Genomic DNA, 18678 nt, shown 5'->3' on the forward strand with positions numbered 1-18678 from the left:
CTCCTGCCACGTGTGGACCGCTCTACTCGCCCCTTCCGGCATCCGGACGGCCTGCCCGCTTCCCCCAGGACTGATACCGGCATCGGTTCGGGGGTGTCGGTGTCGAGCGCGAGGTGCGACCATGTCGTCGGTGAACCCCCTGAACTCGATGAACGCGGTCCCGGTCTTCGTCGCGGGCATCGGCAACTCGGGTCCCGAGCACTGGCAGACGTTGTGGCACGCCGAGCTGGCGCACAGCGTGTGGGTGGAGCATTCGTCGTGGGACGCGCCGGTGCGCGACGTGTGGGTGCGCGAGCTCGACGAGGCCCTCAGAGCCGTTGACGGGCCGAAGGTGCTGGTGGCGCACAGCCTCGGGTGCACGCTCGTCACCGAGTGGGCGGCGCAGCACAAGGACGAGGGCGTGGTCGCCGCGCTGCTCGTGGCAATGCCGGACGTCCACGGCCCCGTCTTCCCCGGCGAGGCGGTCGGGTTCGACACACCAGAGCTCCATGACCTGCCATTCCGGACCGTGCTGGTCGCCAGCCAGGACGACCCGTACGGCGCCTTCGCGCACGCCGAGGGCGCGGCGGCCACGCTCGGTGCCGAGTTGGTGGACGTTGGCGCCCTCGGCCACATCAACTCCCTGTCTGGCCTCGGGCGCTGGACACAGGGGCGGGCTCTGCTCGATGCGTTGCTGACAGCGCGCCGTGGAGCCGACGACTGACTCGCGAGCCGTGCAGGGTGGGATCACGCACACGTTCGACGGCCCCGCCTGGGCAATCGCCATATCGTGCATACTCGCCTCGAAAAGCGCATACCGGACACCGCTAGCGCCGGAGGGGGAGCCGCGAAACGCCGCGTCGAACCGCGCCTGCCGTCGGGGCACGTCTCGGCGGCGATGCCGCCTGCCCGCTTCCCGGGTCCTGCGCGGCAGCCTGGACGGAGGGCGCCACACCGAGGAGCGCGAAGGGTGATGAGCGCGGCCGCCGCGTTGCGAGACCGCAGTACGGCGCCCCCGATGCCGTGAACCGCCACCACTCGGCGCCCGGCCGCAGCCTGGAGTGGCAGGAACTGTGGCAAAGGGGCGAGCCGTCTCGCACGTCGCCTCTGGGGCGAACCTAGGGCCACAAGTGAGGAGGCGCCAGCCCCGCCACTAGCTTTTCGCCGCCCGGACCAATGGCTGGTCGCCCCGAGATGGGTCGGCGCGCCTTCTGCCCGCCCGTCACCATCCCCGGGCGCCGCGAGAGGTTGGTGCTCGGCGGCGTGCTGACGGCCGTCGACCCGCAGCCGCACGGTGGGCGATAAGGTCCCCGCGATGGGCTACTAGTGGCCCGTGCCAACTGGAAGAGCGCGCGCTGAGCGGTCTGAAGCGCTGAACCTGAGGGCCACCATGCCCGCGCCTACATGACAGTCGACGACTTGCACCGTGGGGCGGCGATCAGAGATCTCACCTGCCGCGATGAGCAGGGCGGGGTAGTCCCAGTCATGTGTGGGGTCACCAAGGGCGGGAAATGGCCGGGTGCTGGGCAGTTCAGAGGTGTAGCCATCGACGTCGGCCTGCGCCGCGCGCTTCGTGAGGTACGCCGGGGCTCTCGTCTCCTCAAGGACCGCGATCGGGTTTGCGGTGCCGCCCCACGCCTGGCACAGCCGTCGCACCATCGACTCTGCGTCCGTGATGTCTGAGACACAGCGAATCGTCCGATGCGGACGGAGGGCCACCGTCGCGCCGTGCAGCCCGGCCAGGAGCTCGCTGCCCAATACAGACTTCATCCCGATGATGCTCGCACCTCGGGAGCCTCGGGAGCCTCGGGAGCCTCGGGAGCCTCGGGAGCCTCGGGAGCCTCGGGAGCCTCGGACGCCGGTCCGACGCGGACGGACCGGCGATCTCTCTTGACCTCCTGGCATCTGGTCGCGCTCGCTCGACTGGTGTCGCCTCCGCTTCTGGCGCTTCGCGAACGATCCGAACCCGCCGGGTGCGACGGAAGTACTCGGGGTCTTTAGCCCCTCGAGGTGTGGAAATGCCGAGTCAGCTTCAGGGAGTGGACCGGTCGCCCGGACGGCTGCACGGCGAGCGTGCCGCCGCGGTAGCGGCGATGTTGCAGGACGATCACCGAGCCAGCCGAACGACGGACGTCAGGTGCTCTCGGCGCGTGGCGTCGCGGCTGCGGCTGACGCCCGCGCTACGACCAAACCTAGACGGTTGACCAAGACAATCGTCCAAGTCGTGTTTGGAGGAAAGCAACAAAAAAACTCCTGAATCTTTGTTCGGTGTTCGCCCGCAACATTGGCGAACCGCTGTCATGGTCATCGATGACTGCAGTTCCGGGGGTCAAGGGGGGCAAGTCAAAACGATGTCAAGGGGACAGCTTGACGTTTCGACGCTGATCCCGTTCGTGCCCACCCGGCGTTCCGAGATCGAGCCGTTCGCGGAGCTGGTCAGGGCAGGACGGTCGGGCCGGCTGTGGCAGGGCCAGGCGACGCGCGTCGAGACGTTCCAGGCGTTCGCGAACGTGCTGGGCTCGGGCGAGCGGTTCGCCGCCGGCACGGGCGTGACGCTGATGCCGCTGCGGCACCCGTACGAGGCCGCGATCCAGGCGCGCAGCCTCGCGATCCTCAGCGGTGAGCCGGTGATCGCCGGCTTCGGCCCCGGGTCGGTCCAGTTCCAGCAGTCGCTGCTCGGCGAGCCCTACGCGAAGCCCCTCGTCGCAGCCCGCGAGTACCTCCAGGTCGTCACGCAGCTCCTCCGGGAGGGGACGGCCGACCTGGACGGGCAGTACTTCCGCGTGCACGCCACCCTGCCGTTGATGGTCGCCCCGCGCGTGGACGTCGGCCTTGGCGTCCTGCGGCCCGGGATGGCCCGGCTGGCGGGCCGGGTGGCGGACGCGGCGATCACCTGGCTCACACCGGCGTCCTACCTGCGGGACGTCGTCGGGCCGGCCCTCCAGGAGGGCGCCGCCGACGCAGGACGGACCGTTCCCCGCCAGGTCGCCATGGTGCCGTTCGCCCTCCTCGAGCCCGGTCGGGACATCGAGGAGATCGTGCTCGCGAGCAACGAGGGGCACCTCGCGCAGCCCCACTACCTCGACATGCTCGCGACGTCGGGGATCGACGTCGCGACGAGCGACCCGGGCTCCCAGGCGCGTGCGCTGGTCAAGGGAGGTGCGTTCCTCCTCGGCACGCCGGCGGAGATCGCCGAGCAGCTGGACGCCTACCGTGCCGCCGGGGTGGGCGAGGTCGTGCTCAACGCCACCGGGGTCGCGCGCACGCTCGGTGCCCGCCACGCGCTCGCCGACCTCGAGGCCGTCATCGACGAGTGGCGGGGGCCGTCGCCCGCGCTGGTGAACGGCCGCCGCTCGACGACGGCCCGCCGCGATGCGTCCGACGAGCGACCGGCACCGACGATGCGTGCGGTCGGCGCGCGGCTGCTGTCCTGGGCGGCCGGCGAGGCCCCCGACGCCGGGACGCCCGCCGGGCGGGTGGTCGTGCTGGCCGACGCCGCCCACCTCGAGCCGCTCCTCGACGGTGAGCTGGTCGACCCCACCACGCTCGTGCTCGCGCCGCGCACACCGGGTGCGCCCGCCGTCGCGGGTGCCGTGGTGCGCTACACGGGCCGGCTGGACCTGCCCTCGACGACGTGCGCGGTCATCGGGAGCGAAACCTACCTCGACGTCACGACGTACTCGAGCACGCGCCCGCTGGCCGAAGGACCGCGGCTGGTCCGGTTCGTCGACGACGCGGACGTCCACCAGCTCGTCGGCGACGTCGGGGCGGCGCGCGAGACCGGCACCTTCCCCGCGCTGCTCCTGCACGGCGCCGTGCACCTCACCGACCTGCCGGCGCTCGGCGTCCCCACCTCGCGCGGGGGCCCCGCGCACCGGCTCTTCGTGGCCGCCGACGGGTCGTGCGCGGTCGCGCCGGGCGCGCCCGTCCTCGGAGCCGTGACCGACCCGCTCTCCGCTCTGGAGTCGCAGTGGTCGGCGTCGACGGGGCCGGCCGACGGTCCGCGGCCGACCGCAGGTGCCGGCACCGCCTGGGCTGCGCTGGCCGACGCGGTGGCAGCCGACCCCTGGCTGCCCCGGTACGTCCAGGCGGTGCGGCTGCTGCGCACGCTCGCCGTCCGCGGGATCCGCGACGTCCACGTCTCCGGCTTCGGTGCGCACCTCGCCGACGGGGTCGGCGCCGAGGTGGCGCCGCTCCCGACAGATCCGCTGGTCAGCTGGAACGACCGGTCCGCCTACCTGGGGGACCCGGTGACCGGTCGGTCGTTCGCCGTCGGCACCGGGGTGGCGCAGATCGTCGACGCCCTTGTGCGCTTCGGATCGGACTGCGTCGGGACGCTCGTGCGCCCCGAGCACGCCCAGCAGGTACGAGAACGTCTTGACGGTCTCGGGGTGACCCTGCGCCTGCACTGACGCCGCCCCGCCCACCGCACACCCGACAGCCACGAGGACAGGACACACATGCGTTCCGAGCAGACGGCCCGCCTCCAGGAGAGGCTCATGTCCTGGGCGACCGCCCGGACGTCGGCGACGCGCCCCGGGGGAGCGCCGGGCGTCGCGACGATCGTCGCGGAGGACCCCGACCACGTCGAGGCGCTCCTGGCGGGCGACTGCGTGGACGACGACTCCGTGATCCTGTCGCCCGACGAGCACCCGGACCCTCGCGTGGTGCGGTACCGCGGGTCCCTCACGGTCCCCGGTGACGAGGGCTCCATCAACGACGAGGTCTTCCTGCAGACGCAGGAGTACCGGTCGTGCCCGTACGTGTCCGTCCTCGGCCCCACCTTCGTCCGCATCACGCACCCGACCGACCTGGACGTGTTCTTGCGGGACGCCGACGCGGCACGGGCGACCGGGCAGATCGCCGACTACCTCCTGGAGCCCGCTCTGCGGGTCGCGGACGGGTGCGCGCTGGGCGAGTCCGCAGGCGGCGCCGGGCCGCGCTCGCGCCTGGTGGTCCGGGGTGGCGGCGAGGTCTCCACCTCGCCCACCGGAACCGCGCTCGGTGCGGTCGGCGACGGCCTCGCGGAGCTGGTCCGCCGCCACGACGAGATCAACGACGCCGCGACGCAGCCGTGCGCGGTGAGCCTGGGCGCGGTCGTCGACGACCAGGTGCGCACGCAGGCGCTGGACAGCCGCCCGTGGCTCGGGCGGTACCTGGCGGGGGTCGACGCGATCAAGGCGCTGCGGGCCCGCGGGGGCACGGGGCTGCACCTCTCGGGGTTCGGCCACCGGCTGTCCTCGGCCGTCGAGGGCATCGACGCCCGCGACGAGACCAGTCCGCTCCTGCTGCTGTGGTCGGACGACGCGGCCTACGTGGTCGAGCCGGCCACCCGGCGGACCGTGCGCATCGCGCTGCGCACAGGTGCGTTGGTCGAGGCGATCCTGGTGGCCGGGTCCGTCGAGGCGGCGGCCGCCGTGGTGGACCCCACCGCTGTCGCCGAGGTCGGCCGGACGCTCTCCGCCGCGGGGTTCCCGGTGCCGTCGGGCGTGCTCGCATGAGCGCTCTCCTCGACCTGCCGCTGCGCGCGGACGGTGCCGCACTCGCGGCGTTGCGCGAGCTCGACGGCGTGGCCACCGTCCACGACGTCTACGACGTCGTCGGCTCCGCGATCTACGACGACCTGGCCCAGCTGGACCGGCACGAGGTCCCCGAGCTGACCCGGGCGCTGCGGCACGTGCGGGGGCCGGTGCTGGAGCTGGCCGCCGGGTCGGGCCGGCTGACGCTGCCGCTCTTGGCCCTCGGGCTCGAGGTCCACGCCCTGGACCTGTCGGCGAGCATGCTGGACCTGCTGGGCGAGCGGCTCGAGACCGTGCCGCAGCGCATGCGGGAGCGGTGCCGCCCGGTGCAGGGCGACATGGCCGCGTTCGAGCTGCCGCAGACGTTCGACGCGGTCGTCCTGGGCACCACGTCGGTGTCGCTGCTCGAGCCGGCGGCCCGCCGATCGATGCTGCGCTGCGTCGCCCGGCACCTCGCCCCGGACGGCGTCTTCCTGCTCTCGACGGTCGCGCGCACCCGGTCCGACGCGTCCGAGCCGGACGTGCTGCGCGGTGCGAGCGGGCGCACGTACCGGCTGTTCGAGGAGTGGCCGGACAGTACCGACGCGTGCACGATCGTCATCGTCCCGGACCCCGACCCGGCGGGAGCCGTCCAGGTCTGCACGTCGGTGGTCAACGTCGTCGACACCGCGGTGCTCGGGGCCGAGCTGCAGGAGGCCGGTCTCGTCGTGACCGCCGTGCACCCGCTGGCGCCGGCCGGAGCCGGTCGCACCGCGACGCTGCTCGAGACGAGGGCGGCACGGTGAGCGCGATGCACCCGCTGTGGCCCTTCTTCGTGCCCCCGCACGAGCAGGACGACCCGCAGATCCGGCTCGAGTCGGCGCACGGGGTCCGGGTCCGGCTCACGGACGGCAGCACGCTGCTCGACGGCACGAGCGGTCTGTGGAACACCAACCTCGGGTACGGGAACGCCGCCATCGCGCGGGCGTGCGCCGAGGCCCTGCAGACGGCCTCGTACCTGAGTACCTTCCGGTTCGAGAGCGTGCACGCGCGCCGGGCTGCGCAGGCGCTGGTCGACGTGACGGGTGACGTGTACGCGCGGGTCCTCTTCTCGACGTCCGGCAGCGCCGCGAACGACCTGGTCATGAAGCTGGCCCGGCACTACCAGGTGCTCGGCGGCCAGCCGCGACGGCAGCTCGTCGTCGGCCTGCGCGACAGCTACCACGGGCTCACCTACGGCAGCTTCTCGCTCACGGGCGAGGACCTGGGCCAGGCGCTCTACGGGGTGGACCGCCGCCTCGTGCGGCACACCGCCCCGAACGACCTGGACGAGCTGTCCACCCTCCTGGCGCACCAGGGCCACCTCGTCGCGGCCGTCGTCGTCGAGCCCATGCTGGGTACGGGGGCCGTGCCGCTCACGGACGAGTTCGTCCGCGCGCTGCTGGCCGCCCGTGACGAGCACGGCTTCCTGCTGGTGGCCGACGAGGTCGCGACCGGCTTCGGGCGCACCGGGTCCCTGTTCGCCAGCGACCGGTGGCCCGCACGACCCGACGTGCTCCTCACCTCCAAAGCGCTGACCAACGGCACGTCCGCGACGTCGGCGGTGCTCGTCTCGGAGGACGTCGCACGCCGGTTCCACGACAGCGGTGCCGTCTTCGTGCACGGCGAGACGCAGGCCGGCTCGCCGGTCGCCGCGGCCGCCGTCGTGGCCACGCTGGAGGAGATGGAGCGGCTCGACGCGGTGGCGCTGGGGCACCAGGTGTCCGCCGGGCTCGACGCCGGGATCGCCGCGCTGCAGCGGTCCGACCAGCGCGTGACCGAGACGCGCGGCGTGGGGTGCTTCCGGGCGGTGGACGTCCTCGGCGACGACGGCGAGCCGCTCGACCCGCACGCCGTCGGCGCCCTGGTCCGTGCGGTCCGGCGGGCCGGCGCCATCGTCCACCCGGGCGTCGGCGGCATCCAGCTGGTGCCCGCGCTCACCTCGACACCCGCGGACGTCGCCGAGCTGTTCGACCGCGTGTCCGAGGGCCTGGCCGAGCTCACGGCCTCCTCCGCTCTCACGGTGGCCACCACGCCACCGTGAGCCGATCGTCTGCGCCGACGGCGCAGGTGCAGTTCCCGACGAGACGAGGAAGGGAGGAATGGAAATGGACACGATGTCAGACGCGCACGTGCGGGAGCTTCTCGCGCCGCTGGAGCTCGACATGCAGGAGCTCGAGCCGATGGACGCCCCGGGTTTCTGGAGCGTCTCCGGGTACATCAGTGGCGCTGTCGTGGGCAGTGCCGCCAGCTACGTGGTGGTCACGGTCTCGATCTCGACGATCACGATCACGTGAGATGTGCCCTCTCATCTCTCACCGAGACAACGAACGGAGGTGCTTGATGAACGCAAACGACGGGATCGACCTCCTGGCGCCGCTGGAGCTCGAGATGCAGGAGCTCGAGCCGATGGACGCGCCGGGTTTCTGGTCGAACTTCAAGGACGGCGTCCTGGTGTCGCTCGCCGTGTCCGCCATCTACGGCGGTGTGGCCAGCGCTGTCGTCACCTGACGCAGTGAGTGACCCGCGCTGAGCGGGCGCACGACGATGTCCCGGCTCGAGGGCGAGTGAAGCGCCCTCGAGCCGGGGCACCGCACCTCCTAGTAAAACAACTGACGGAGAAGATTCGAATGCCCGATCACCTGCCCTGGTACCGCAACAACCGGACCCTGACGCTGCTGCTGCCCTTCGTCATCATCGTGGCCGCGATCAGCCAGCTCTCCCTCACCGGTCGTGCCAAGGATCTCGGACTGATCCTGTCGATCGTCCTGCTGCTGGGGTTCGTCGTCCTGGTCTCGACGAACGTGGCCAAGGGCCGACGATGAGCTCGGCTCCGGCCGTCCTGTTCGACGGCGTCTGCAAGTCGTTCGGCTCGCGTGTCGCCGTCCAGGACGTCTCCTTCCAGGTCGATCCCGGACGCATCGTCGCGCTGCTGGGCCCCAACGGCGCCGGGAAGACCACGAGCCTGCGCATCGCGCTCGGCCTGGTCACCCCGACGTCGGGACGCGCGACCGTGCTGGGGCACGACTTCGCGAGCCTGCCCGACGCCGGCCGGCGCGTAGGACTGGCGATGGACGGGATCGGCGCCGTGCGCGGCGCGACGGGCCGCCGCGAGCTGGAGATCTGGGCGCGGGCCACCGGGGTGTCACGCCGGCGGGTCGACGACGTGCTCGGCCTCGTCGAGCTCACCGACGCGGCACGCCGGCGGGTCGCCAAGTACTCCACCGGGATGAAGCAGCGGCTCGCCCTGGCGACCGCCCTGCTCGCCGACCCCGAGGTGCTGGTGCTGGACGAGCCGACCAACGGGCTCGACCCCGAGGGCATCCGCTGGCTGCGCGGGCTCCTGCGCGGCTTCGCGGACGAGGGCCGCACCGTGCTCATCTCGACCCACATCCTGTCCGAGCTGAGCCAGCACATCGACGACGTCGTCGTGCTGGACACCACGCTCCGGTTCGACGGCACCCTCGACGAGTTCACGTCGTCCGGTGCCGTCTCCGTCGAGGACCGCTACTTCGAGCTCGTGTCGACCCGTCGGCCGGAGGGAAGCCACCATGCGTGACATCGTCGGCGCCGCACGGATGCGCGCCCTCACCGGACGCAGCTGGTGGCTGCTCGCCACCGGAGGGATCGGCGTGTGCGTGCTGGCTGCGGCCGGCTACGCGACGACCGTCACGGACCTGCCGCCGCAGGAGGCGACCGACGGGCTCGTGGGGCTCTGGTTCACGCTGCTGCTGTTCTCCGCGCTCTTCGCCGGGAACGTCACCGCGCGGGACCACGCGACGGGAACCATCGCCCGGACCGTCCTCACCGCCGGCGGCCGCGACCGCGCGCTCGCGGCCGGGCTGCGGGTGTCGGTCGAGATCGGCGTGGTGTACGGCCTTGTCGCCGCTGCTCTGGGAGCCGCGACGCCGTGGGTGCTGCTGCCCGCCGCGGGTGTCGACGTCGCCTGGACCGACTCCACCTGGGCCGTGGTGCTGGGGGTGTTCGTCGTGACCGCGGTCGCCGCGCCGTGGGGCGCGCTGCTGGGGTGGCTCGTGCGCAGCCAGGTGGCCACGATCGGCATCCTCGTCGTCCAGATGCTGCTCACCGACGAGCTCGTGCAGCGCCTGGCGCCCGGAGTCGGCAAGTTCGGGCTCAGCATGGCGATGGCGTCGATCTACGGGGACGGCCGGGACGACCTGCTCGCCGTGCCCGCGGCCGCCGCCGTGATCGCCGTGTGGCTCGCCGTCGCGGCGGTGGGCGCCGTGCTCCTGGTGCGTCGCAGGGACGTGCTGTGAGCCGGCCGGGCCGCTCGGCGCCCGTCGCCGTCGCCGAGCCGCAGACCGGGCTCCCCCGCACGCTCCGACTCGCCGAGGGGGCGGAGCTGCTCGAGCGTGACACCGAGGACGCGGTGTGCGTCGCCCGGGCACCCGACGGCAGGTACGTCCGCGTGGCGGCCGACATGGAGCGTCTGCTGCGTGCCCTCGACGGCCGCCGCACGGCGGCCGACCTGGCACGCGAGCTCGGACCGCGGTGGACGGTGGAGGCGGTCGAGGCGGCGCTGTTCCGTCTGATCGCGATGCGGCTGCTCGAGACCGGTGCCAAGCCTCCCCGCCCCCGGGGCAGCAAGCTGGTCACGTTCGTCCCGCCGCTCACGGTCCAGCTCACGGTCCTGCGCCCGGAGCGGCTCTTCGCCCGGCTCCGGCCGGTCATCGCGGTGCTGCTGAGCCGGTACGCCGTCGCCGCCGCGCTCGTCGTCGTGCTCGGCGGTCTGGTCGCGCTCGTCGTGCAGGGCGCACGGGTGCACGACGCGCTGGGCCACCCGCTGCCCGTGGCTGTGCTCCTGGCCGTCGCGGCGGCGTCGTTCGTGACCAGCGCGCTGCACGAGTTCGGGCACGGTGCCGCGCTCGCGCACCACGGCGGTCGCCCGAGCCGGCTGGGCATGATGCTCTTCTACCTGTCGCCCGCGTTCTTCTGCGACGTCACGGACGGCTGGCGGCTCGGCGACCGGACCGCCCGCGTCCGCGTCGCCCTGGCGGGGATCCTGGTCCAGCTCGTCGTGGCGGCGGTGGCCGCTCTGGCTGCCCTGGCCGTCCCGGGACCGTGGGGCTCGGCCCTGCTCGTCCTCGCGGTGACCACCACGGTGACCGGGCTGATGAACCTGATCCCGTTCGTGAAGCTCGACGGGTACATCGCCCTGATGAGCCACGTGGACGTCCCGTTCCTGCGCGAACGGTCCATGACGGACGCGCGGCGGTCGGTCGCCCGGGTGCTCTACGGCGGGCGGTACGAGCGCGAGCTCCCGCAGGTCACCTGGGCGGTGCCGTTCGGGTTGGCCAGCCTGGTGTTCCCGGCGGTGCTCGTCCTGGCGGCGCTGCGGATCTGGTTCCCCATCATCCTCGGCCTCGGCATCCTGGGCGCGGCCGTCGTCATCTCCGGCCTCGCCGTGGCTGCGCGGTTCGCCGTCCGGGCGACCGGGCGGCTGCTCGTGGAGGCGCGCGCGGCGGGGACCTCGGCGCTCCGGCGGCGCGTCGTCACGACGCTCGTGGTCGCCCTGGGGTGCGCGACGCTGCTGGTCCCGGTGCCCTACACCGTGGCCGGCGGGTTCGAGCAGGACGACGGGCACCTGTCGTTCGTCGTCGCCCAGTCGGCCGACCTCGACGCCCTGGCCCCCGGGACGCCCGTGACGCTCGCCCGCCGCGGGGTCGTCACGAGCACGGAGCTCGGGACCACCGCGGTGGGCAGCGAGGCCCCCCGCGACGGGACCGCGCCGCTGGCCGCGCTGCTGCCGGTCGCCGCGTCGGCCGCTCAGGTCCCCGTCGTGCTGGTCCCGCTGGAGCCGGAGATCGAGACCGGGGAGAGCGTCGGGTCGGCGGTCGCCGACCTCGGGACGCGCCGCCTGGGCACCTGGCTCTACCTCAACTACTTCGCCCAGCTGTGGCGATGACCCTGTCCTGACCGAGGAGACGAACCGTGGACGCTCCACTGCACCTGCGCTACTGCCGGCCGGACACGCCGTTCTTCGACGCGCCGGCGGCCGACCCGACGGCGACGGGGTACCTCGACGAGTGCCCGGCCCCGGCCGACGGGTGGCAGGTGACGGGCAACCGCGACTGGACGAGCCTGACGCCTCCCGACGCGGAGCTGCCGGCCCAGGGCTGGAAGGTGCACGTCTCGACGGTGCCCGACGACGCCTCGGAGGCGCTCGCGCGGACGTGGGACTACTGCGTCGGTCGCGGCGTGCCGTTCAAGTTCCTGCGGTCGCGCGACGTCCTGGTGCAGCGCAGCTCCAAGTACGGCGACCGGTCGGCCAGCGGCAAGTTCATCACCCTCTACCCGCGCGACGAGGACGAGCTCGCCTCCGTCCTCGACGAGCTCGGGGAGCGGCTGGACGGGCTGCGCGGGCCGTACATCCTGAGCGACCTCCGCTGGGGTGCCGGTCCGCTGTACGTGCGGTACGGCGGGTTCAAGTCGATCACCCGGCGCAACGACTCGGGCGCGGTGGAGTACCTCATCACCGACCCGCACGGCCGGCTGGTGGAGGACCGTCGCGGCCCCAGCTTCCGGCCCCCCGAGTGGGTGACGATCCCCGAGTGCCTGCACCCGGCGATCGTCGAGCGGAGCGAGGGACGTCTCACGGACTTCCCGTACAAGGTCACCAGGGCGTTGCACTTCTCCAACGGAGGTGGCGTGTACCGCGCCACCGACACCCGGACCGAGCGCGAGGTGCTGCTGCGGGAGGCGCGGCCCCTGGCAGGGCTGGACGGCCGGGGCGACGACTCGCTGACCCGGCTCGAGCGGGAGCGGTGGGCACTGTCCGAGCTGGCCGGCGTCCGTGGCGTGCCGGAGCTGCTCGACTACCGGCGCGGCAACGAGCACTACTTCCTCGTCCGGGACTACGTCGAGGGCGCACCCCTGTCGCGGGAGTGCCTGCGGCGCAACCCGCTGCTGCGCGGCGACTCGTCGCCGGAGGCGGTCGAGGAGTTCACGCGGTGGGCGCTCCACGTGCTGGCGCAGGTGACCGAGGCGGTCCGGGAGATGCACGACAGGGGAGTGGTGTTCGGTGACCTGCACCCCGGGAACGTGCTGGTGGACGAGTCCGGCACCGTCACGCTGATCGACTTCGAGACCGCCACGACGACCGCGCAGGACGCGCCGCAGGCCATCGGCGCGGTCGGCTTCACGGCGCCGTCGGGCTACATCGGCGCAGCGGTCGACCGGTACGCCCTCGGGGTGCTGCGGCTCGCGGTGTTCCTCCCCTTCGGGGCGACCCTCACGTGGGGCCTCGACAAGCTCGACACGGTGCTGGAGCTGGTCCGGTCGACGTTCCCGGTGGGCGACGGGTTCGAGAACGAGGTGCGCGTCGACCTCGGGCCCGCGCCGCACGAGGGTCCGACGATCCTGCGCCCCGACCCGGACGCGCCCGCCCGCACCGGCGCACCCGGCCCTGCCGAGCGGGTCCAGGGCTTGGTCGACGGGGTGCTCCGGTACGCCGACCTCACGCGCGACGACCGGCTCTACCCGGGAGACGCGGAGCAGTTCTTCCGGCCGGAGGGCGGGGTCGACCTGGCGACGGGAGCCGCCGGGGTCGTCTGGTCCCTGACCCGCGCCGGCGTGCAGGTCCCCGCCACCCACCTCGACTGGCTCGAGGCTGCGGCCGACCGGGTCCTCGGCTCGCCCCACCCCGTCGCGCCGGGGTGCTACGACGGTCTGAGCGGCATCGCGCTGAGCCTCGCCGCGGCCGGTCGCCCCGACCGCGTCGCGGACCTCATGGCGCGGGTGGACACCACCCCGGTCGACGACGTCGGCACGGGTCTGCACGGAGGGCTCGCGGGGATCGGGCTGGTCCACCTCGCGCTGGACCGGCCGGACGCGGCGGAGGCGCTCGCCGCGGCGACCGCGATCGGCACGGTCCTCGCGGAGCGGACGGACACGCCGCGCGCGCCCGGCCAGGAACGACCGGGCCTGCTGCGCGGCGCGACCGGTGCCGCGCTCTTCTGGCTGCGGCTGTTCGAGCGGACGGCCGACGAGGATCACCTGGACCGGGCGGAGGCGGCGCTCCGGGCGGACTTGCGCGCGTTCGGCTGGGCGCAGGCCGGCGACGACACCGAGGACGTGTTCGCGCGCCTGCCGTTCCTGGCGCACGGGGTCGCCGGCGCCGGGATGGTGCTGCACGACCTCCTCCGGCACCGGCGGCCCGCCGATCTCGTCGCCGCGCGGGACCGGGTCCTGGAGGTCGTCTCCTCGGCGTTCGCCGTCCAGGCCGGGCTGTTCAACGGAGCCGCGGGGCTCCTGCTCGCCCTGACGCACCTCGACGATCCCACCGACGGCGACGCACGGGTTGCTCGGCTGCGGGCGGCCCTGGAGCGCCAGGTGGTCGACGCCTCCGGGGTGCCCGTCATGCTCGGCCGGGAGGCGCTGCGCCTCTCGACCGACCTGTCGACCGGGTCCGCCGGGGTGGTGCTGGCCTGCCGTGGCGCGACGCTGCCGTTCTTCGGGGGCACCCCGTGAGGTCCCGCGTGCGGGTCTCCGTGATCTGCCCGACGTACAACCGGTCGCAGGCCATCCGCAGCACGCTGGCCTCGGTGGCCCGTCAGGCGTTCCCCGACTGGGAGCTGCTCGTCGCGTCGGACGGCAGCACCGACGACACCGACGACGTCGTGCGCGCGGTCTCGGCCGACGAGCCGCGCATCCGGCTGATCCCGACCGAGCCGCACGGTGATCCCAGCGAGCCCCGCAACATCGCGCTCGCCCAGGCGTCCGGCGACATCGTGGCGTACCTCGACCACGACGACCGGTTCCGGCCCGACCACCTGCAACGCGTCGTCGACCTGGTCGACGGGGGTGCGGAGCTCGTCGCGATGGGCAACGTGTACCGGGACGGCCACGGCATCGAGAAGCGGCGCTCGTCGTCCTTCGCCATGTGCTGGCACCCCGAGTTGCAGCTGCTCAGCGCGATGTTCGAGACCTCGCGGGTCTCGCACCGGCGCGAGCTGGTGGACGAGGCGGGAGGCTGGCGCGTGGTGCCCGGCTTCGAGGACTGGGACCTGTGGCAGCGGATGGCGGATCACGGGCACCGGTTCACCACCGTCAACGAGCACACGGTCCGCATGCTCGCCCGGGACGGGTCGCGTCGGCACACCATCCCGTCGCGGTACCGGCTCCCGCTGGTCGTGTTCGACGAGCCCGACCAGGCGCGCCTCGCCCTGAGCGAGCTGGAGTCGGACCGGCACACGCAGCGCCTGCGGGCGGCCAGCATCGTCGACATGCGCGCGTGGCTCGCGCGGCTGATGGAGTCGCCCGACTTCGTCCGGCCGAACGGGTGGTCCGGCGACCCGGTGCGGCACCACGTCCAGCGGGTGACGAAGGCCCACGCCCCCGTCGCGGGCCTGGTGGTCAGCCGGCACGCGGACGGGTGGGCGCTCGCCCAGCCGCTGCACTGCCCGACCGCCGACCACGCCGACCGGATCGTCGCCGCCGCCCACCGCGACCGGCCGACGCTCCTCGGCGAGGTCCAGGCCATCACGGCACCGTTCGGGGCGCGGTTCCCGCACGTGCGACCGGTGCGGACGAGCGGACTCGCCGACCTGCAGACCACCACGAGAGGGACGTCATGACGCCACAGCCCGAGGTCTCCCCGGTGGAGCAGGTCGCACGACGGATGAACGCCTGGGTGCGCGGCGACGCCGGTGCGGGTCGGACGATCGTGACGGAGAACCCGGGGTCGCTGGCGTGGCTCGCCGACCCGGCGACGGGCCTGGTCGACGACACGACGGTGGTCGTCAGCGCGGGGCCGCGCCGCCAGTCCGTCGAGCTGCCGGACGCTCCGGGGCTGTGGGTCCGCGCGATCGGCGCCGTCGCCGCACCCGGCGACGACCTCGCGCTCGGCTCGGACTTCTACCTCGAGACGCTCTCCTACGCCGAGCTCCCCGCACAGGGCGTGGCCGGGCCGACGGCCGTGCGGCTCACGACCGCGGCCGACGCCCTGCTGCTCGCGGCCGACGCGTCCGCCGCCGCCGAGTCCGGTCTGCTGCCGCCCGCGCTGCTCAACCCGTCCGTCGAGCTCGCCGACCAGTGCGCGGTGGTCGGTGACCCCACGTGCGGGGGACGCCGGCTCGAACGCCTCGCGATCGACCGCGACGGGGTGGTGCGCGCCGCCCCGGGGGGACGTCCGCTGGGGCGTGCGGGAGACGATCCCGCGGCGCTGGCGGCCGCGGCCGCGGGAGACGACCCGTGCGTCGCGCCGGAGGTCCGCGACGCGCTCGCGACGGTCGACGGCACCGCGCTCGCGCACCTGGTCTCCGCGCTGCGCGTGGTGCGTCGGCTGTCCCGCTCCCAGCCGTCCGCGTGGCGCGTGGTGGCCGGCGACACCGCACTGCTGGAGCCCGCGCGGTCGCGCCCCGTGCGGCCGGACCGCCTGCTGCTCACCGACGGTGCGGGGTACGTCGTCAGCGACGGCTGGGGCGAACGGGCCTTCCGGGTGAGCCGCGGTGTCGCGGAGGTGGTCGAGGCGGTGCTGGCGACGGCGACCGCCGACGAGGCGGCGGCGCTCGTCCGCGCGCACGGCACGGCGTCCGCGTCGGCCGACGACATCGAGCGGTTCGTCGAGTCGTGCCGCGCCCGGGGGATGGACCTGGCCCGTGCCGACGCCTGACCACCCCGCCTCGGTGCTCCGCTGGGGCGGCGGCGCCACGTGGTGGGCCGGCACCGGAGCTCTCGAGGCCGCCCTGCCGAGCGCCGTGCGCGACCAGCGGGTCCGGGTCCTCCTGGACGCGAACGTCGCCGCGACACCCGCGGGGGCCGCGCTGCGAGCGCGGATCGACCAGGTCGCCGTCCGCTCCGGCGCGTCCGTGACCTACCAGGCGCACGACCCCGCGCAGCCCGCGACCGCCCGGCTCGTCGACGAGGTGGCGCAGGAGTGGGAGCAGGACCCCGTCGGCGCGTTGCTGCTGGTCGGCGGCGGGTCGACGATCGACCTCGGCGTGCTCTCGCTGCTCCCCGCCGACGAGCGCGCGCTGCTGCGCGCAGGCGGTCGCAGCGGGCTGGTGCTGCTCCCGGAGACGCCGCGGGACGTGGGTCGACCGACGTGCGTGGCGATCCCGACGACGCTGGGGACCGGCGCCGAGACCAGCGCCGTGGCGTGCGTGGACCACGGCGGCAAGCGGCTCGTCGTCGGTGCGTGGTTGCGGCCCGACGTCTCGATCTGCGACGAGGCGGCCACCGACGGGCTGCCCGAGCGGCTGGTCCGTGAGGCCGTCGTCGAGATCATGGCTCGGCTCGTGGTGCCGTTCGCGGCGACCTCGCACGGGGTCGCGGCGCACCCGTTGTCGACCGCGCTCGGCGACGAGGTCCTGCTGGCCGACCTGCGGGTCCTGCTGCGCGCCGCGGACCAGCTGCGCACCTCGCCGACGTCCGACGCCCTCCTGCGGATGACGATCGCCGCGGTCAGCGCCCACACGCACGGCGGCTGGGCGAACGTCGGGAGGGCGTCGTTCTCCAGCCCGGTCTGGTTCGTGGGCACCGAGCTGTCGCACGTCCTGGGCGTCTCGAAGGCGACCGCCACCGCGCTGCTCCTGCCGACCTGGGCCGAGCTCGTCCTGGCCGGTCGTCCCGGCTGGGGCGACGCGGACCGGCTGCGGCAGCTCGCCGCCACGCTCGACCCGGGCGCGGACCCGGCGGACGTGGTCCGGCGCACGTGCGCGCTGGTGGTGCCGCCGGCGCCGCTCGACGCGCACCGGCTCGACGACGAGGACGTCGTCGGGGACGTCGCCGACCGGTGCATGCGCCGGTGGGGCGGGGGCCTGCCCATGCTCGCGGGGCTGGTGCGGGCGGACGTCGAGGCACTCGTCGGCGGCGCGCTGTCGCGGACACGTCGGGAAGGAGCTGTGCTGTGCTCGATCTGATGGCAGCACTGGGCACCGAGCGCGGGGTCGCGCGGGCGTCGGCGGTGCGGCGACCGGACGACCTGCCGCTGTGGCTGGTGGGTGTGGACGTGGGGCTCTCCGACGCACGGGAGGCCGCCGGCGGCGTGCGGACGCCGTTCGACGCGGTCGGCGCGTACGGCTGGACCCGGACGGACGCGATGCGGCGAGGCGTCGGCGAGGCGGTCGAGCGGTACAGCCTCATCGCGCCGGTGGACGACCCGCTGGTGGCTGCCGACCCCTCGCCGTCCGACGCCGACGAGACGGTGGACGCGCTCGTCGGTGCGAACGTGCTGGGCCCGGGCACTCCCCGCGACGGGCTCCGGTGGGGCCGCGCGGTGGAGCTGACGCCGGACGGGCCGGTCGACCGGGCGCTGCCGACCGCGCTCCTCACCGACCCGCTGCCGGAGGTGCCCTGGGCGGACGGCTCGCCGTCGGGTGCCGCGGCCGGCCCCGGCTGGGCGTTCGCCGCCGAGCGTGCCCTGCGGGAGTCGGTCGAGCGCGACGCGTCGATCTGCGCGTGGGCCCTGCGGCCGCGGCTCCCGTTCGTCGACACGCTGGACGCGGTGCGCCTGACCGGTGCCCTCGATGCGGACGCGCTGCTCGACGCCGCGGAATACCTCGAGCGGCACACCGTGCGCGCGGTGACCGTGGTGGTGCCCACGGACGTCCACCCGGTGGTGTCCGCGCTGACGTTCGTGATCGGTCGGGCCGGGACGATCCCTGTCGTCGCGACCGGTGCCCGGGCGTCGACGGAGGTCGCCGAGTGCATCGCGGTCTCGCTGCGCGAGGCGCTGCAGGTGCACGCGTCGCTGCTGCCGCTGCCGGAGATGGGCCGTCCGGCGCCGCCCGGTGCGCCGGCCGTGGACGAGCCGACCCGCGCCTGGGCCTGCATGTCCGCCGACGCCGTGGAGCACGTCGAGGGGTGGATCGCCAAGGCGGGAGTCGTCCCGGCGCGCGACCTGGACCTGCGGCCGGGCGGGGGACCGCTGCGGGTCGACCAGCTGGCGGCAGCCCTCCGAGGCGCCGGGTTGCGGCCCCTCGTCGCCGACCTGTCGCCGAGGCTGCCCGACCCGTTCCGGGCCGACGGCTGGGCGTCGGTCCGCGCCCTCGTCCTCGGCCATCAGCAGTACCGGATGGACGACACGAAGCTGTGGAGCTGGTGCCCGCAGCGCCTGGAGCGGTGGGCGTCGTGGCTGCACGACGTCGACGCCGTGGACCCGACGATGCTCTCCCACTCACTCATCTAGAACCCTGGAGGC

Annotated in this window: 16 protein-coding genes; all 16 read left to right on the top strand. The window is 74.0% G+C overall.

Going from position 1 to position 18678, the window contains the following annotated elements; translation table 11 throughout:
* Nucleotides 1-130 precede the first annotated feature (130 nt).
* Nucleotides 131-703, top strand: coding sequence for an RBBP9/YdeN family alpha/beta hydrolase (locus NP064_RS06380; RefSeq protein ID WP_227568786.1), 573 nt, complete (start codon nucleotides 131-133; stop codon nucleotides 701-703).
* Between the two features lie 1669 nt (nucleotides 704-2372).
* Nucleotides 2373-4391, top strand: a complete 2019-nt coding sequence (mpaB, locus tag NP064_RS06385) for a daptide biosynthesis RiPP recognition protein (RefSeq protein WP_227568787.1) — start codon at nucleotides 2373-2375, stop codon at nucleotides 4389-4391.
* Between the two features lie 87 nt (nucleotides 4392-4478).
* Nucleotides 4479-5480 carry a daptide biosynthesis RiPP recognition protein gene (mpaB, locus tag NP064_RS06390; RefSeq protein WP_227568788.1) on the top strand — a complete coding sequence of 334 codons (1002 nt, stop codon included), beginning with the start codon at nucleotides 4479-4481 and terminating at the stop codon, nucleotides 5478-5480.
* Nucleotides 5477-6283 (top strand): daptide-type RiPP biosynthesis methyltransferase, encoded by an 807-nt coding sequence (gene mpaM / locus NP064_RS06395; RefSeq protein ID WP_227568789.1) that lies wholly within the window; start codon nucleotides 5477-5479, stop codon nucleotides 6281-6283. The genes mpaB (NP064_RS06390) and mpaM overlap by 4 nt, the downstream gene beginning before the upstream one ends.
* Before the next feature lie 5 nt (nucleotides 6284-6288).
* A complete protein-coding gene (mpaD, locus tag NP064_RS06400) occupies nucleotides 6289-7560 on the top strand; it encodes a daptide-type RiPP biosynthesis aminotransferase (protein WP_227568796.1) in 1272 nt (423 codons plus the stop codon).
* A 64-nt stretch (nucleotides 7561-7624) separates the two neighbouring features.
* A complete protein-coding gene (locus tag NP064_RS06405) occupies nucleotides 7625-7813 on the top strand; it encodes a daptide-type RiPP (RefSeq protein WP_227568790.1) in 189 nt (62 codons plus the stop codon).
* A gap of 46 nt (nucleotides 7814-7859) precedes the next feature.
* Nucleotides 7860-8027, top strand: coding sequence for a daptide-type RiPP (locus NP064_RS06410; protein ID WP_227568791.1), 168 nt, complete (start codon nucleotides 7860-7862; stop codon nucleotides 8025-8027).
* A 119-nt stretch (nucleotides 8028-8146) separates the two neighbouring features.
* The gene (locus tag NP064_RS06415) at nucleotides 8147-8341 is read left to right on the top strand and encodes a hypothetical protein (protein WP_227568797.1); all 195 of its coding nucleotides are present in this window, start codon (nucleotides 8147-8149) and stop codon (nucleotides 8339-8341) included.
* Nucleotides 8338-9075: an ABC transporter ATP-binding protein gene (locus NP064_RS06420; protein ID WP_227568798.1), complete on the top strand. Its 738-nt coding sequence runs from the start codon at nucleotides 8338-8340 to the stop codon at nucleotides 9073-9075. The genes NP064_RS06415 and NP064_RS06420 overlap by 4 nt, the downstream gene beginning before the upstream one ends.
* The gene (locus NP064_RS06425) at nucleotides 9068-9793 is read left to right on the top strand and encodes a hypothetical protein (protein WP_227568799.1); all 726 of its coding nucleotides are present in this window, start codon (nucleotides 9068-9070) and stop codon (nucleotides 9791-9793) included. Before NP064_RS06420 ends, NP064_RS06425 begins: the two co-directional genes overlap by 8 nt.
* Nucleotides 9790-11442: a daptide biosynthesis intramembrane metalloprotease gene (mpaP, locus tag NP064_RS06430; protein WP_227568800.1), complete on the top strand. Its 1653-nt coding sequence runs from the start codon at nucleotides 9790-9792 to the stop codon at nucleotides 11440-11442. The genes NP064_RS06425 and mpaP overlap by 4 nt, the downstream gene beginning before the upstream one ends.
* Nucleotides 11443-11468: 26 nt before the next feature.
* Nucleotides 11469-14006: a class III lanthionine synthetase LanKC gene (lanKC, locus tag NP064_RS06435; protein ID WP_227568801.1), complete on the top strand. Its 2538-nt coding sequence runs from the start codon at nucleotides 11469-11471 to the stop codon at nucleotides 14004-14006.
* 8 nt (nucleotides 14007-14014) lie between these two features.
* Complete coding sequence (locus NP064_RS06440; protein ID WP_227568802.1) at nucleotides 14015-15112, top strand: glycosyltransferase family 2 protein; 1098 nt, start codon at nucleotides 14015-14017, stop codon at nucleotides 15110-15112.
* Nucleotides 15109-16149 (top strand): daptide biosynthesis RiPP recognition protein, encoded by a 1041-nt coding sequence (gene mpaB / locus NP064_RS06445; RefSeq protein ID WP_227568803.1) that lies wholly within the window; start codon nucleotides 15109-15111, stop codon nucleotides 16147-16149. The genes NP064_RS06440 and mpaB (NP064_RS06445) overlap by 4 nt, the downstream gene beginning before the upstream one ends.
* Nucleotides 16136-17398: an iron-containing alcohol dehydrogenase gene (locus NP064_RS06450; RefSeq protein WP_227568804.1), complete on the top strand. Its 1263-nt coding sequence runs from the start codon at nucleotides 16136-16138 to the stop codon at nucleotides 17396-17398. The genes mpaB (NP064_RS06445) and NP064_RS06450 overlap by 14 nt, the downstream gene beginning before the upstream one ends.
* Entirely contained in the window at nucleotides 17386-18666 is a 1281-nt protein-coding gene (locus NP064_RS06455; protein ID WP_227568805.1) for a YcaO-like family protein, read from the top strand. Before NP064_RS06450 ends, NP064_RS06455 begins: the two co-directional genes overlap by 13 nt.
* Nucleotides 18667-18678 lie beyond the last annotated feature (12 nt).

Origin of the sequence: Cellulomonas chengniuliangii, from assembly GCF_024508335.1 — a bacterium.
Classification (GTDB): Bacteria; Actinomycetota; Actinomycetes; order Actinomycetales; family Cellulomonadaceae; genus Cellulomonas_A; species Cellulomonas_A chengniuliangii.